This window comes from Mesorhizobium sp. WSM4308, assembly GCF_002294905.1.
Classification (GTDB): Bacteria; Pseudomonadota; Alphaproteobacteria; order Rhizobiales; family Rhizobiaceae; genus Mesorhizobium.
In genome coordinates this window covers 96,909-110,839 of record NZ_NSFW01000005.1, presented here as the reverse complement: position 1 = coordinate 110,839, position 13,931 = coordinate 96,909, and the positions used below count along the sequence as shown (strand labels likewise).

18 protein-coding genes and 1 tRNA gene are annotated in these 13,931 nt (G+C 62.0%); 6 read left to right on the top strand and 13 right to left on the bottom strand.

All coding sequences use genetic code 11. The features are described from left to right. The first annotated feature begins 168 nt into the window (after window positions 1-168). The 5 genes from CK227_RS10940 (at window position 169) to CK227_RS10920 (ending at window position 4,897) form a co-directional block, all read left to right on the top strand. Window positions 169-732, top strand: a complete 564-nt coding sequence (locus CK227_RS10940) for a polysaccharide biosynthesis/export family protein (RefSeq protein WP_027046744.1) — start codon at window positions 169-171, stop codon at window positions 730-732. 10 nt (window positions 733-742) lie between these two features. Next, window positions 743-1,873: a glycosyltransferase family 4 protein gene (locus tag CK227_RS10935; protein ID WP_095770423.1), complete on the top strand. Its 1,131-nt coding sequence runs from the start codon at window positions 743-745 to the stop codon at window positions 1,871-1,873. An 89-nt stretch (window positions 1,874-1,962) separates the two neighbouring features. After that, complete coding sequence (locus tag CK227_RS10930; RefSeq protein WP_095770424.1) at window positions 1,963-3,498, top strand: undecaprenyl-phosphate glucose phosphotransferase; 1,536 nt, start codon at window positions 1,963-1,965, stop codon at window positions 3,496-3,498. Then, entirely contained in the window at window positions 3,495-4,766 is a 1,272-nt protein-coding gene (locus CK227_RS10925) for an O-antigen ligase family protein (RefSeq protein WP_095770425.1), read from the top strand. Before CK227_RS10930 ends, CK227_RS10925 begins: the two co-directional genes overlap by 4 nt. A 54-nt stretch (window positions 4,767-4,820) precedes the next feature. Beyond that, window positions 4,821-4,897, top strand: a tRNA-Pro gene (locus CK227_RS10920). A gap of 714 nt (window positions 4,898-5,611) precedes the next feature. Here the strand turns inward: CK227_RS10920 and CK227_RS10915 are convergent. The 5 genes from CK227_RS10915 to CK227_RS10900 all read right to left on the bottom strand — a co-directional run bounded on the left by CK227_RS10915 (window position 5,612) and on the right by CK227_RS10900 (window position 7,492). Further along, window positions 5,612-5,806: a DUF1059 domain-containing protein gene (locus CK227_RS10915; protein WP_095770894.1), complete on the bottom strand. Its 195-nt coding sequence runs from the start codon at window positions 5,804-5,806 to the stop codon at window positions 5,612-5,614. A 127-nt stretch (window positions 5,807-5,933) separates the two neighbouring features. Then, entirely contained in the window at window positions 5,934-6,152 is a 219-nt protein-coding gene (locus CK227_RS10910) for a hypothetical protein (protein WP_095770895.1), read from the bottom strand. 70 nt (window positions 6,153-6,222) lie between these two features. Beyond that, window positions 6,223-6,399: a hypothetical protein gene (locus CK227_RS36690; RefSeq protein ID WP_179296312.1), complete on the bottom strand. Its 177-nt coding sequence runs from the start codon at window positions 6,397-6,399 to the stop codon at window positions 6,223-6,225. Window positions 6,400-6,563: 164 nt separating this feature from the next. Continuing rightward, window positions 6,564-7,022 carry a YbaK/EbsC family protein gene (locus tag CK227_RS10905; protein WP_095770426.1) on the bottom strand — a complete coding sequence of 153 codons (459 nt, stop codon included), beginning with the start codon at window positions 7,020-7,022 and terminating at the stop codon, window positions 6,564-6,566. 185 nt (window positions 7,023-7,207) lie between these two features. Then, on the bottom strand, window positions 7,208-7,492 hold the full coding sequence (locus CK227_RS10900; RefSeq protein ID WP_095770896.1) for a helix-turn-helix transcriptional regulator: 285 nt from the start codon (window positions 7,490-7,492) through the stop codon (window positions 7,208-7,210). A 281-nt stretch (window positions 7,493-7,773) separates the two neighbouring features. Between CK227_RS10900 and CK227_RS10895 the strand changes: the two genes are divergently transcribed. Next, entirely contained in the window at window positions 7,774-8,388 is a 615-nt protein-coding gene (locus tag CK227_RS10895; protein WP_142884750.1) for a hypothetical protein, read from the top strand. A 163-nt stretch (window positions 8,389-8,551) separates the two neighbouring features. Here CK227_RS10895 and CK227_RS10890 read toward each other — a convergent pair whose 3' ends face one another. The 8 genes from CK227_RS10890 to CK227_RS10855 form a co-directional block, all read right to left on the bottom strand. Beyond that, window positions 8,552-8,935 (bottom strand): hypothetical protein, encoded by a 384-nt coding sequence (locus CK227_RS10890; RefSeq protein ID WP_095770427.1) that lies wholly within the window; start codon window positions 8,933-8,935, stop codon window positions 8,552-8,554. A gap of 66 nt (window positions 8,936-9,001) precedes the next feature. Further along, on the bottom strand, window positions 9,002-9,304 hold the full coding sequence (locus CK227_RS10885; protein WP_095770897.1) for a hypothetical protein: 303 nt from the start codon (window positions 9,302-9,304) through the stop codon (window positions 9,002-9,004). A gap of 120 nt (window positions 9,305-9,424) precedes the next feature. After that, window positions 9,425-9,964: a MerR family transcriptional regulator gene (locus CK227_RS10880; RefSeq protein WP_027046741.1), complete on the bottom strand. Its 540-nt coding sequence runs from the start codon at window positions 9,962-9,964 to the stop codon at window positions 9,425-9,427. 211 nt (window positions 9,965-10,175) lie between these two features. Continuing rightward, window positions 10,176-10,499, bottom strand: coding sequence for an integration host factor subunit alpha (locus CK227_RS10875; protein ID WP_010915609.1), 324 nt, complete (start codon window positions 10,497-10,499; stop codon window positions 10,176-10,178). A 102-nt stretch (window positions 10,500-10,601) separates the two neighbouring features. Further along, entirely contained in the window at window positions 10,602-11,573 is a 972-nt protein-coding gene (locus CK227_RS10870; protein WP_095770428.1) for a beta-ketoacyl-ACP synthase III, read from the bottom strand. A gap of 9 nt (window positions 11,574-11,582) precedes the next feature. After that, a complete protein-coding gene (gene plsX, locus CK227_RS10865; protein ID WP_019857626.1) occupies window positions 11,583-12,653 on the bottom strand; it encodes a phosphate acyltransferase PlsX in 1,071 nt (356 codons plus the stop codon). A gap of 111 nt (window positions 12,654-12,764) precedes the next feature. Continuing rightward, window positions 12,765-13,313 (bottom strand): DUF177 domain-containing protein, encoded by a 549-nt coding sequence (locus CK227_RS10860; RefSeq protein WP_095770429.1) that lies wholly within the window; start codon window positions 13,311-13,313, stop codon window positions 12,765-12,767. After that, window positions 13,313-13,858 (bottom strand): ubiquinol-cytochrome C chaperone family protein, encoded by a 546-nt coding sequence (locus CK227_RS10855; protein WP_095770430.1) that lies wholly within the window; start codon window positions 13,856-13,858, stop codon window positions 13,313-13,315. The genes CK227_RS10860 and CK227_RS10855 overlap by 1 nt, the downstream gene beginning before the upstream one ends. Window positions 13,859-13,931 lie beyond the last annotated feature (73 nt).

Genomic DNA, 13,931 nt, shown 5'->3' with positions numbered 1-13,931 from the left:
TACTGGCCGCGCCCCAAGAAAAACGATAAAAATGGCAAAACCCCTGCTTCGTGCAGCGCTATCGGCCGGCTCCTTTACCGGCCATTAACCCTAACAGGATGATAACGGACCCGATCCCAGATGTTTGCTGCGATGCCGCAGCGGCCAGTCGAAGGTACGTATCCGGTCATGAAAAGCACTGCTTCTCTCTTTCACGCTCTGCTTGCCGTATCGATGCTTGCCGGCTGCTCCAGCTACCGCCCGACGCCGGCTGCCTTCCACGAGGTCCTCGACCAGCCTTACCGTCTCGGCGCCGGCGACCGTGTCCGCGTCACCGTGTTCGAGCAGGATGGCCTGACCAACACCTACAGCGTCGACCAGTCCGGCTACCTCTCCTTCCCGCTCGTCGGCGCCATTCCGGCGCGTGGCCACACCGCGCAGCAGATGGAAAAGGAGATCGCCGACAAATTGCGGCAAGGCTATCTGCGCGACCCCGACGTCTCGGTCGAGATCGATCGCTACCGGCCGATCTTCGTCATGGGCGAAGTGGGTGCCGCCGGTCAGTATTCCTATGTGCCCGGCTTGACCGTGCAGAAGGCCATCGCCATTGCCGGCGGTTTCTCGCCACGCGCCAACCAGGAAAGCGTCGACATCACCCGCGACATCAACGGCAAGGTGATGACCGGCCGCGTGGTGACATCCGATCCGCTGCTGCCTGGAGATACCGTCTACGTCCGCGAACGCCTGTTCTGACAGACACCACGTGGCGGACAAGCTCAGGATCGTCCACTGCTTTCGTTCACCGGTCGGAGGAATTTTCCGCCATGTGCGCGACCTGACCGAAGCGCAGGTCGCCGCCGGCCATGTGGTCGGCATCGTCTGCGATTCGACCACGGGCGGCGAATTCGAGGAGCGCCTGTTCGAGCAGATGAAGGACATGCTGGCGCTCGGCATCCATCGCACGCCAATGCAGCGCCATGTCGGCCCGGGGGATCTCGCCTCGGCCCGGCGCACCTACAGGATCATCAAGGAATTGCGGCCGGACGTGTTGCATGGACACGGCGCCAAGGGTGGCGCCTATGCCCGTCTGTTCGGCTCATTGTTGCGGGTATCAAGGTCTCGCGTAGCCCGCCTTTATTCGCCGCATGGCGGCTCTCTCCACTATGACGAAACGACAGCCACGGGGAAGCTGTTCTTCGCGCTGGAGCGCTCCATGGCGCACTTCACCGATTGCCTGCTGTTCGTCTCGGACTACGAGCGGCGAACCTATCGCAGGAAGGTGGGCGAGCCGCCGATCCCTAACACGCTGGTCTACAACGGACTGCGCGCCACCGAATTCGAGCCGGTACTCATCGGACCCGATGCGGCGGATCTACTCTATATCGGCATGATGCGCGACCTGAAGGGGCCCGACATCTTCATCGACGCCCTGGCCGCCGCCGGCCCGCGGCTTGGCCGCGCGCTGAGCGCGGTGATGGTCGGCGACGGCGACGACCTGCCGCGCTACCACGCGCAGGTAAAGCGCCTGGGACTTCAAGGCCATGTCCGCTTCCTGTCGCCAATGCCGGCCAGGGAAGCCTTCGGACTTGCCGAACTCGTCGTCGTTCCATCCCGCGCGGAAGCCATGCCCTATATCGTGCTGGAAACACTTGCCGCGGCAAGACCGATGATCGCCACCTCCGTCGGCGGCATACCGGAGATCTTCGGTTCCGGCTCCCCTGCCCTGATCCGCCCCGATCCGGCCGAACTGGCCGGCAAGATGAGCGAGGCGCTGGCCGACCTTGCCTCCTATGGCGCCCTGATGCCCGATGGCCCCGGCCTCAGGGCGCGCTTTGGCGCCGACGTAATGGCCGCCGAAATCGAGAAGGCCTATTTCGCCGCGCTCGGCAGGTAACGCCTGACCCTTTCCAAAGCCACGCGTTGTTTCAAGGGTTTCTTAGCTCTCTTTTGCTATTCACCCTGGGGAAGCTTGCGGACTGTTCCATGAATGAGATCGATCCCGCGCACCGCTTTTCACCCGAAGCGGTGCGTAAATTTGACGGCTCGACCGATGGCGATGCGCCCGGCGGCATGAACGACGTGGCCCGGCAGGTCGCGTCGCAATACCGGCGCGATACGATGTCGCCGATCATGGTCAGCGGCGTCCTGCGCATGGTTGAATTCGGGGTGCTGTTCCTCTCGGGGCTCTGCGTCTATTTCTACTTTGTCGGGTTCTTCAACTATCTCGCCTGGCAATATCCGGTGACGATCGCCGCCGCGTCGTTCCTCGCCGTGGTGCTGCTCGACGTCACCGACTGCTACCAGGTGGTTTCGCTGATGCGGCCGATCGCCAATTTCGGCCGCATCCTGCTGGTCTGGGCCGGCGCCTTCGCGCTGATGGCGTTGACAGCGTTCGTCATGAAGATGTCGGAAGATTATTCGCGGCTTTTGTTCGGCACCTGGTTCGTCGTCGGTTTCGTCCTCCTGTTCGGCCTCAGGCTGGTCATGTCGAGACTGATCCGGCGCTGGGCACGCGATGGCCGCATGGAGCGGCGCGCCGTCATCGTCGGCGGCGGCAAGGCGGCGGAAATCCTGATCCGCTCTGTCGAAAAGCAGCCTTACAACGATATCCGCATCTGCGGCATCTTCGATGACCGCTCCGACAAGCGCTCGCCGCCGATCGTTGCCGGCTATCCCAAGCTCGGCACAATTTCGGAATTGATCGAGTTCGCCCGCATCGCCCGTATCGACATGCTGATCGTGTCGCTGCCGCTGACCGCCGAAACGCGCGTGCTGCAACTGTTGAAGAAGCTGTGGGTGCTGCCGGTCGACATCCGGCTTTCGGCGCATTCCAACGCGCTGCAGTTCCGTCCGCGCGCCTATTCCTTCATCGGCTCGGTGCCGATGCTCGACATTTTCGACAAGCCGATCAACGATTGGGATTCGGTCGCCAAGCGCACCTTCGACATCGTTTTCTCGCTGATCGGAATCATCGTCTTCTCGCCGGTGATGCTGGCGACCGCGATCGCCATCAAGCTCGACAGCAAGGGACCGGTGCTGTTCAAGCAAAAGCGCCACGGCTTCAACAATGAGATCATCGAGGTCTACAAGTTCCGCTCGATGTACACGGATCGGTCGGATCCGACCGCCAAGCAGACCGTGACCAAGAACGATCCGCGCGTCACCCGCGTCGGCCGGTTCATCCGCAAGACCTCGATCGACGAACTGCCGCAGTTCGTCAATTCGCTGCTGGGCTCGCTGTCGCTGATCGGCCCGCGCCCGCATGCGATCGCCGCGCAGTCGCACAACCTTCTCTACAACGAGGTGGTCGACGGCTATTTCGCTCGCCACAAGGTCAAGCCCGGCGTCACCGGCTGGGCGCAGATCAACGGCTGGCGCGGCGAGATGGACACCAATGAGAAGATCCGCATGCGGACGGAGTACGACCTCTACTATATCGAGAACTGGTCGCTGCTGTTCGATCTCAGAATCCTGTTCCTGACGCCGATCCGGCTGCTCAACACGGAAAACGCCTATTGAGCGCGATTTCCCATGAACTGCCGCAAGCCGCGGTCAACGCCAAGCTGACCGCACTGATTTCCTCCAGTGCGGTGGTGGTCGGCATCCTTCTGTCCGGCTTCGTCATCAGCGAGCCGGCGCCTTACGAAATCTACATGGCCGGGCTGATCGCCATCTGGGCGCTCTTCGGCCTGCGGATTTCTCGCGCGGCCATGCCGCTGCTGGTGCTGCTGGTGACGATGAACATCGGCGGCATGATCTCGATGACGCAGATGGCGGACCTCGCCTTCACGCCGCTCTATCTCTCCGTGTCATTGTTTCTCGCCTTCAGCGCGGTGTTCTTCGCGTCGGTGACAGCCACGCAACCAGGCCTCTACCGGCTGATCTTCAATGCCTATGTCGTCTCGGCGGTGGCGACCTCGCTGCTCGGCATAGCCGGCTATTTCCATGCCTTCCCCGGCGCGGAGATGTTCACCAAATACGACCGCGCCGCCGGCGCCTTCCAGGACCCGAACGTCTTCGGGCCGTTCCTGGTGCTGCCCGGTATCTATCTGCTCTATCTGATCCTGACAGGTTCGGTCGCGCGCATGCCGCTGCTGGCGGTGCCGCTGCTGATCATCGCATTGGGCATCTTCTTCTCCTTCTCGCGCGGCGCGTGGGGCATGTTCGCCGTGTCGGCGGTACTGCTCACCGGCTGCCTGTTCCTGCAGAGCGCCAGCGGCAAATTCCGGCTGCGCGTGGTGATCATGACCATCGCCGCGCTGTCAATGCTGACGATCACCATCATCGTCATCCTGCAATTGCCCGGCGTGGCGGAGATGTTCTCCAGCCGCGCGCATCTCGAACAGAGCTATGACACCGCGCGCCTCGGCCGCTTCGCCCGCTACGCAATCGGCTTCCAGATGGCGATGGAGCGTCCGTTCGGCATCGGGCCGCTGGTCTTCGGCAAGATGTTCGGCGAGGACACGCACGACATCTGGCTGAAAATGCTGATGGACTATGGCTGGCTTGGCTTCGTGTCGTTCCTGACGCTCGTCGTCTGGACCATGGTGGCCGGGTTCCGCATCCTCCTGCGCGACCGGCCGTGGCAGCCCTATCTGTTGTGCGCCTATGTCGCCTTCATCGGCAATATCGGCCTCGGCACCTTCATCGACATCGACCACTGGCGCCACATGTATCTGTTGCTCGGGCTGGTGTGGGGCGCCATCGCCCTGGAGTACCGCCATCAGCGGCTGTCGCGGCCGGCATTTCCAGGTGCGCCGGCGATCGCATCCACGCAGGCGCGATAAACGCCGAATTTCGGTTGACCCGGGCAGGGTTATCACGATACATCGCGCTCGGTCCGGAGTGTAGCGCAGCCCGGTAGCGCACTTGACTGGGGGTCAAGGGGTCGTCGGTTCGAATCCGGCCACTCCGACCATTTTAAGACAAGGACTTGCCCCCAAAAGTCCACCTTCATTTTCCATCTCTAGGGTAACGCAGGGAGTACCACTCTCCCTTTCGGTGACGTCCAGCGAGCCGGCGGCGCATCGTTCGCGTCTGCCCGTCGGTCGGCACTTCTTATCCCGTTTGGATTCGGCACCGGTGCCTCTCGGACGTCTCGCGGTGGTGGATCGACATGTTCAAGCTCCGAGGGCGCTTGATTGTCGCGATGAGGGATTGGTGTCTTCTTCGGGTCGGGCTCCTTCGGAGGAGGATCTTTGATTTTGTTCCGCATATCCAGTTTCCTCCAACCCCTGCCGGCCTCAGGATTAGCCGCGGCGCTGCAACAGGGAAAACCGAATCGTCAGCCTCTTGTTCCGTTGTGCCCGTTAAAAACCCGCCACCGTGAGGCAGCGGGTGCTGGCGCGGAATGAGGCTGCGGAAATGACGCTGAAATTCGTCAGCGCACCTTGCGCTTGAGACACTACATCTTTCGGCGGGTAGTGAGCGGACGCTTCGGGTCAGCCAGCACAGCGCTCTCGAGCCCGACTGGTCAGGCCCAGCGGCCACCGCTGCTAGTATGTGCGCCCTTGTCGGTCATTGCCCGCCACCTTCCGACAGGGTGCCGGCGGACCGATCGCAAAGCTTCACCAATATCGCGTCGTACGCTCGGCCAGAGCCGGGCGGAGCTTTACCCAAAGCCGCCTGGGGCTCAGGGAGCAGGTGCGCCTTCGTGGATAGATTTCCGGACCTCGGAGCGGAACTCAGGGGTATCGTGTTCCCCATGAACAGACACAGCGTGTTGTACCGCAGCCTCGATCAGTTCGTCCTCCCGATCTGCGGAGATTGCAACGGCGCATTTCATTTCGCTCGGGAATTCTCGGCAGTCAATGTATTTGCGTGCCATAGGTTCCTCCTCGAAATCTCGCTGTTTTCGGCGACCAAACAGCATACTCCTGCCCGCTGACGCAAACGATCTACGTCTATCGGGGGTAGTCTCTCAGTTTGAAATTATTGCGGACAAGGGCGCCAGTTCAATCGAGCTTCTGTATGCGCCCCTTTTCGAGGCGGAACACCCCGCTGTTCCCGCCTTGGCGCTCGAAATCGCTCTGAAGTTCATCCCATGTGCCAAGATACTGGCTGCAATCGGCGCAGCTGATCGGCGTTGAAGGTTGAGCGTCTGTTGGAATCTGCAGACGGATGATGCCGCAATAGGGGCACTCCAATAGATGGTCCAGATACTCGCCGGCCATGATCACTTTCAGCACCCCGTCCGGAACTATCGGGCGAGCAAGCCGCGAACGCAAGGGCTGCAGTACAAAACTACAAGCCGGCGCTCCCTGCCTTCTTCAAGGCGCGGGCGTGGAAAAGAAGCGAAGAACAGTCAGGCCCCAGCAGTCGCACCAGGTCTAGCGCCTGCTCCTCTGATATCCCGGTTTCGATCACCAGGGCTTTTGCGACCTGAGCTTGCCTGATTGAATTGGGATTGGTTTCCGCCACGTCTTGCGCTCCCTGGTGAGGCGGGAGCGCAATGCGGTCTCTCAGCCGGGCGCGCCTTTTGCTAGTTGCACCCGATGTCACCCAAACTAGCGTAGAGATTCGATTAGGCAACTCTATCGGGCGAGGTCGTCAGATTTTCGGCCATGCGGAGCATCGCTCGATCGCTATTGGCAGACATCAATCCATTCGGCGCCGGTAAGGTCGACCATGCGCTGCGGTGCAATCCGTACCGCGGCATTGGTGGCGCCCGCGGCGGGCACCACCTCTTGGAATTCCCGCAGCGAGACGTCGCAATAGATCGGCAGCGGTGCCGGCAGGCCGAACGGGCAGACGCCGCCGACAGGATGGCTCGTGGCGGCAACCACTTCGTCCGCGTCCAGCATGCGCGGCTTGCCGCCGAACTGGTCCTTGAACTTGCGGTTGTCCAACCTGGCGATGCCGCTGGTCACCACCAGCATGGTGCGCTCGCCGACGCGTAGGCAGATCGTCTTGGCGATCTGCGCCGGCAGGACGCCGTGCGCCTCCGCCGCCAGCGTCACCGTCGCCGAGCTTGTTTGCGTGACGATGACCTCGATGTCAGGCGCATGAGCGGCGAAGAAGGCACGAACGGAGTCCAGGCTCATAGCGAAAAAACCACAGTTCACCTCGATACACGGCAGACGCGATCGGCGCGGATTTGGATGCCGCAGGAATAAACACGCGCGACCTGTAAATCGGCAAGCCCGGCCTGCTGGGGAACGCCGTGGCATCAACAAGAAACCCGCCAGGCGGGCCTTGGCGGGTTCCTTTTTGCATGGCTGGGCCTGGCCTATGCCAGGGGTCGGCCTTGCGGGGCCGGTTTCGGCGCGGCGGCAACGATGAGGGCGTCCTGAGGCAGGCGAAGCGCGGACGCAATACGACGCAGCTTCGACGGATCGGCCGCCCGGCCGTTCTCGATGTCCTCGATCTCGCCGACCGATAGGCCGCAAGTCAGGGAAAGCTCTTCCACACTGTATCCGCGGGTTTCCCGCATGGCTCTGAGGGTGGTGTAATTCGGCCCGATCTCACCGGCTAACGGTTCGGAGAGGGCATGGCTTTTTGCATTGTTGGGCATTGGCAACTCCGCTGGCTGAAAGAGTTTGATCAAAAATGGAGCGTTGCCTGAGACGAGCAGGAACATGCCCGCTCGCCAGCGATTTGCCAAGAGCCAAACAGGCCGTCACGCTATCGTGAACCGGACCCGCGAGGCGGCGCACGCACATCGCGCCATCAAGTTCTTTTGAACGGCCCGGTACCTTTTTGCCCGGAGGTTTAGGCCCACCTGTTCGTTGTTCTGATGCGCCGGCGTGAAAACCATCCGGTTCCAGCCGGCCCGTTCCCAGAAGGATCTCCGTTATGAACTTCAAGACTTCCCTCCTCGTGCTCGGCACGATTTCCAGCCTTTTCACCGCCGGAGCGGCGACCGCCGAGGCGGCTGACACGCTGCGCGTGCGCGGCACGGTGGTCAGTGTCGAGCCGTCGCTGCTGACCGTCAAAACCCGTCAGGGCGACACCTCCGCGATCAAGCTCAATACCGGGTGGAAGATTTCCGGCGTCGCCAGCGCCTCGCAAAGGGACATCAAGCAGGGCGATTTCCTCGGCATCGCCTCCGTCTCGAAGGCGGATGGCGGCAGCGGCGCGCTGGAGGTGGTGATTTTCCCAGCCGCCCTGAAGGGGACTGGCGAAGGCGACCGTCCCTGGGATCTGCAGCCGAACAGCCGCATGACCAACGGCACAGTGGCCGACGTAACCGACATCAGCGGGCGCGCCGTGACGCTGACCTACGACAACGGGCAGACCAAGAAGATTTCGATCCCCGACGGCACGCCCGTCGTGACCTTCGCCCCGGCCACGCCGGCCGATCTCAAGCCGGGCGCGACGGTCTTCGCCACCGCCCAGCGCGAGGCTGACGGGACGCTGAGTTCCAGCCGCGTCGTGGTGGGAAACAATGGCGTGATCCCGCCGATGTAGCCACAATCAGCGGCAAGAGCCGGCTTTTCGGCCCTCACAATAAAGTGTCGGGAAGCCGGTTCCCCAGAAACACGCCGGAAACACAATTCTACAATCGGGAAATACTGACGAAAAAAAACAGGAGCGTAATTCCATTCGCGGCGATCGGGCCATCGACCCGATTTTAAGATCTGCCGGCGAAAGAAGGAAACGATCCATGAATAAGTCCCTCCTCTCGGCCCTCGGGCTTGCAGTTGCACTCGCTTTCACGGCGCCGGTCATCGGTGCGACGAGCGCCGATGCGGCCCCGATGGCAAAGCATCATCGTCATCATCGCGTCCATCATCACCATGTTCGTCATCACCGCGTTCACCACTACGTTCATCACCGCCACCACATGAAGAAGGCCTACTAAATACAGACTGCCAACGAGACGACCGGCCTTGGTTTCTTGTTCAAGGCTGGTCTTCTCCTGGTCATGCGATGCCAGGCTGGACACCAGGCCTTCGCGAACAGGGCCAGGCATCCCGATGATGGCAAGGCCCGATATCTCCTGGATGGACAGCACCGCTCTGCCTGTCGCGCGATGGCAGCTCACGCTTCGCCAACACTTGTCTTATGACCGAGAGCGCCCTTAGCGCCGGCTGAACAGCAGGCTGGCGACCAGACCAAGCACCACAAGCCCAACCGCGGCGGCCGCTGCCGGATGGTCACGAGCCGATTTCTCGACCACCCTGCCCTGTTTGCGGATTGCCGGCATCGCATCGCGCAGGCGTCCCGCGAGATCCGAATATGTGTCGAGCGCGGCATCGCGGCCATCTTCATAGTAGGCGCCACCCCGCTTTGACACCGCCTTGCGCAACGCCACGAGTTCCCTCGAAAGGGCCGCGACCTGCTTTTCGAGGTCGATGTCCGAAAGGGTCGAAAAAGATGCCATCATGCGTTTCCTTGTCTTGCCATGCGACGTCGTCTTGCTGAACGACGTCTTGCAGAAGGAAACGTAACGCCTCACCCCAAGGCGGGTTCCGGTTTCGAGGCTTCAGAGCGCTTCGCGCGGTCAGCGCACCTGGTCAAGCAGGCGCTTGCATTCCAGGAGGTCGAACAGCGCCTCCTGCAGCAGCGCGCGATTGTCGCGCGACAGTTTCGACGAGTCCGGCTGAACCGGACCTTCCTCATCGCTCTTGCCCAGACCGAAAAAGCGACGGCTCGGCTTGACCCTTGGCTGACCAACCAGCTCGTCATCGCCGCCGCGCGGCTGCGCCGCCGGCGTCAGCGGCACCTGATCGGCCTGCTTTCGTTGCGAGATCGCCTCGACGGCGGCCATGTCGCCATTGCCGATTGCAACCAGGAAATGATTGCCGTTCTCGCGCAGCAACTTCTGCACGCCCTTGATCGTGTAGCCCTGGTCGTAGAGCATGTGGCGGATGCCCTTGATCAGTTCGACATCCTGCGGCCGGTAATAGCGACGGCCGCCGCCGCGCTTCATCGGCTTGATCTGGTTGAAGCGTGTCTCCCAGAAGCGCAGCACATGTTGTGGCAGGTCGAGATCTTCGGCGACCTCGCTGATGGTACGGAAGGCGTCAGGGCTCTTGTCCATGGGCGAAATCCTCACGCTGGAGCGTGATCCGGAACGGTCTTCAGCGAGATCAGTCTCAACAAAGAGACGCTCATTCCATTTGCGCGGAATGGATCATACGCGGAACACCAATCCGGCCATGCTGCCGAATCGGGCCTTATTTCAGCGGTTTGTGAAGCAATATTCAAGCCCGGCGTGATCGCGGGGCCGGTTTTCAACCGTACAATGAAGGCTATTTGCCGCCCTTTGCCTTGCTGTTCTGGTGAGAGCGCAAGATGCGGTTCTTCAGCACGTTGGACGATTTGAACGTCATCACCCGGCGCGGCAGGATCGGCACCTCTTCGCCGGTCTTGGGATTGCGCCCGATGCGTTCGTTCTTGGAGCGGACATGGAACGTCGCGAAAGACGACAACTTGACCGTCTCGCCACGCACAATGGCTTCGCAGATTTCGTCCAGCACGGCTTCGACCAGTTCGGCGGATTCAGTGCGCGACAGGCCGACCTTTCGGTAGACGGCCTCCGCCAGGTCGGCACGCGTAAGTGTCTTTCCCCCCATGCGACCGTCCCATCAGTTCAAAACGTAAAATCGGCACAACAACGGTAGAGCCTAAGTAATTGATCCGGCAAGGTCAAGGACCGAAACCGAGCCGTTCGGCACTTACCAGCGAACCAGAACGGCGCCCCAGGTGAAGCCGCCGCCCATCGCTTCCAGGAGGACGAGGTCGCCCTTCTTGATGCGGCCATCGGCAACGGCCACCGACAGCGCCAGCGGCACGGAAGCAGCCGAGGTGTTACCGTGCAGATCGACCGTAACCACCACCTTTTGCTCTGCTATCCCGAGCTTCTTGGCGGATGCGTCAATAATTCGTTTATTGGCCTGGTGCGGCACGAACCAGTCGAGATCGTCGGCCGATATGCCGGCGGCGGAGAAGGTTGCCTCGATGACGTCGGTGATCATGCCGACCGCATGCTTGAAGACTTCGCGACCTTCCATCCTGAGGTGACCGACCGTTCCCGTGGTCGACGGTCCGCCGTCGACGAAAAGCTTGTCCTTGTGCACGCCGTCGGAGCGCAGGCTGGCCGCGAGGACGCCGTGGTCGGCAATCGTGCCGGCCCCCTCGCCCGCCTCCAGGACAAGTGCCCCTGCGCCATCGCCGAACAGCACGCAGGTCGAGCGGTCGCTCCAGTCGAGGATGCGTGAGAACGTTTCCGAGCCGATCACCAGCACACGTTTGGCAAGCCCCCCACGGATGTAGAGGTCGGCTGTCGTGACCGCATAGACGAAGCCCGAACACACCGCCTGCATGTCGAAGGCGAAGCCGTGATGCATGCCGAGCCGGTTCTGGATCTCGACCGCGGTGGCCGGGAATGTGTTGTTGGGCGTCGACGTTGCCAGCACGATCAGGTCGATGTCATCAGGCGTCAGCCCGGCATTGGCAAGGGCGGCACGTGCCGCGGCCTCTCCCAGGGAAGCCGTCGTCTCGTCGTCGGCCGCGATATGACGCTGGCGGATGCCGGTACGCTGGGCGATCCACTCGTCCGAGGTTTCAACCATGCCCTCGAAATCGGCATTCTTCATGATGCGGCGGGGCAGCGCGGCGCCCATGCCGCGCACGACTGATCTGATCAAAGTTCTTTCCTATTCCTTCGCGTCGGTAACGACGTCGGATTTCCGGGATGACAGGGCACGCGGGTTGCGCGCATGAAACAGGTCCAGGTCGGCTTCGATGCGGTCGAGCAGATTGTTGCGCACCATGTCATAGCCGAGCTCGATCGCCGCGGCGAACCCGTCCGAATCGGCACCGCCATGGCTTTTGACGACAATGCCGCTCAGCCCCAGGAAGACGCCGCCATTGGAGCGGCCGACATCCATCTTTTCGCGCAGGCGATCGAAGGCGCCCTTGGCGAAGACATAGCCGATCTTGGCCATCAGGGTGCGGCTCATCGCGGCGCGCAGATACCCCGCGATCTGGCGAGCGGTGCCTTCCGCGGTCTTCAGTGCGATGTTGCCGGCGAAGCCCTCCGTGACGACCACGTCGACCGTACCCTTGCCGATATCGTCGCCTTCGACGAAGCCATGATAGTTCATCGAGGCCATGTTGGCCTCGCGCAGCATGCGCCCTGCCTCCTTGACCTCTTCCTGGCCCTTGATTTCTTCGACGCCGACATTGAGCAGGCCGACGGTGGGCCGTGCAATGCCGAAAACGGCGCGCGCCATGCCGGTGCCGAGAATGGCAAAATCAATGAGCTGTTGCGCATCGGCGCCAATGGTGGCGCCGACGTCCAGAACCACGCTTTCGCCGCGCAATGTCGGCCACAATGCCGCGATCGCCGGGCGATCGATGGTGGCCATGGTGCGCAGGCAGAATTTCGACATCGCCATCAGCGCACCGGTGTTGCCGGCGGAGATGCAAGCGTCAGCGGCACCTGACTTGACCGCTTCGACCGCCTTCCACATCGACGACTTCCAGCGGCCATGGCGCAACGCCTGGCTGGGCTTGTCGTCCATCCTGACCGCGATCTCGCAATGGAAGAATTCGCTCACCTCGGCCAATTTGGGGAACTTGGCCAGTTCGGGGCGCACAAGTTCCTCACGCCCGTAGATGACGAAGCGGATGTCGGGACGGCGAGTCGCGACCGTCATGAGCGCCGGAATGACCACGGCTGGTCCGTGATCGCCGCCCATGGCATCGATGGAAATCCTGATCACGCGGTATTCATCTCACGGTTAGGCGGCAGTCGCTTAGCGATCGCAAAGGTTCGGCGAAAATAGCGGTTTTGGCTTTTCGCACAACCGACTTTTCCATCGCGGGCGAGGTTTTCAGGATTTTCCCAGCAAGGATCGCAGTTTTTGCTGAAATTCATTCTCCGCCGCTTCGGTATCGCCGCCGGCATCCAGCGACGCGCCCGGCTTGCGCGGATAAGGGTCGATGGCCAGTCCGAAGAACTGTTCGGCTAGCGCCCCGACATCGATGGTGTCGCCGGAGAATGTTTCGGGGCTGTCGGGCCCGTCCGCATCGAGCAGGATCTCGCCACCGCCCTCGAACCCCTGCCGCCCAAGCTTGGAATCCTCGGGCAACAGCAGTGCCTCGACCGGCTCGTCGATATGCGCCTGGACGGGGTCGAGCGTGACGATGCAGGCCTGCGTGATATCGGCCTCGACACGGCCACTGACCTTGACGCCATTGCGCTTCCAGGAAACGACAAGGAGTTCGGCGCGATAGGCTTCGACTGACAGCAGCCCGTGCTCCTCGGCGAGCGCGGCGCGCTGGGCGGCGTCGGCCTCGATCACCACCGGCAGGCCCTTCTGCGGCAGCCGGGCGACATTGGCGAAAAAGGAAACCGGGCTTCGCGGATCAGCATGTTTCATCAAGCACCTCCCTTGGCGAGCGGAAACACCGCCGTGCCGGAAACGATCGATTCGGACGGCTGGGCGGCCAGCTGCCGGCAGGCATCGGCGACATAGTCGGCCAATTGCGGCGCCTCCGGCCACGTGCCGGCATCGGGCCGGACATTGCGTGCAAGTGCCGCGGTCAGGCCGTCGCGATCGTTTCTTTCCAGCGCATCATCATAGGCGGCGGTGCGGCCATAGAACATCTTCGCCAGTTTCTTCATGCGCTTGGGCACGCCGACATCGCCAATGCCCAGTTCCCGCAGCGAATGATCGACGTCGAGAAAGAACTCGTCGATCAGCACCTGGGCGATCTCCTGCGCCACGCCGTCTTCGCCGCGCAAGCGATGCTGGAACAGGAACATATGCAGCGAAAGCATCTCGAAACGGCCGAGCGGCGTGTCCGGCACATCCCAGTGGGAATAAAATACGGTCTGCCGCGCCGCCGCCACGATTTGTGCGTAAAGCGCGTCCGTTATGGCGCGGTTGGCGTGGCGTTCGCGACCAAAAAGGCGCTGGAACATGGGGATGGTCTCCCGGGGACCGTTTGTTGAATTGGCCTTGTTGCATCGGCAGGCAAGCTGGTTTACCGGTTTT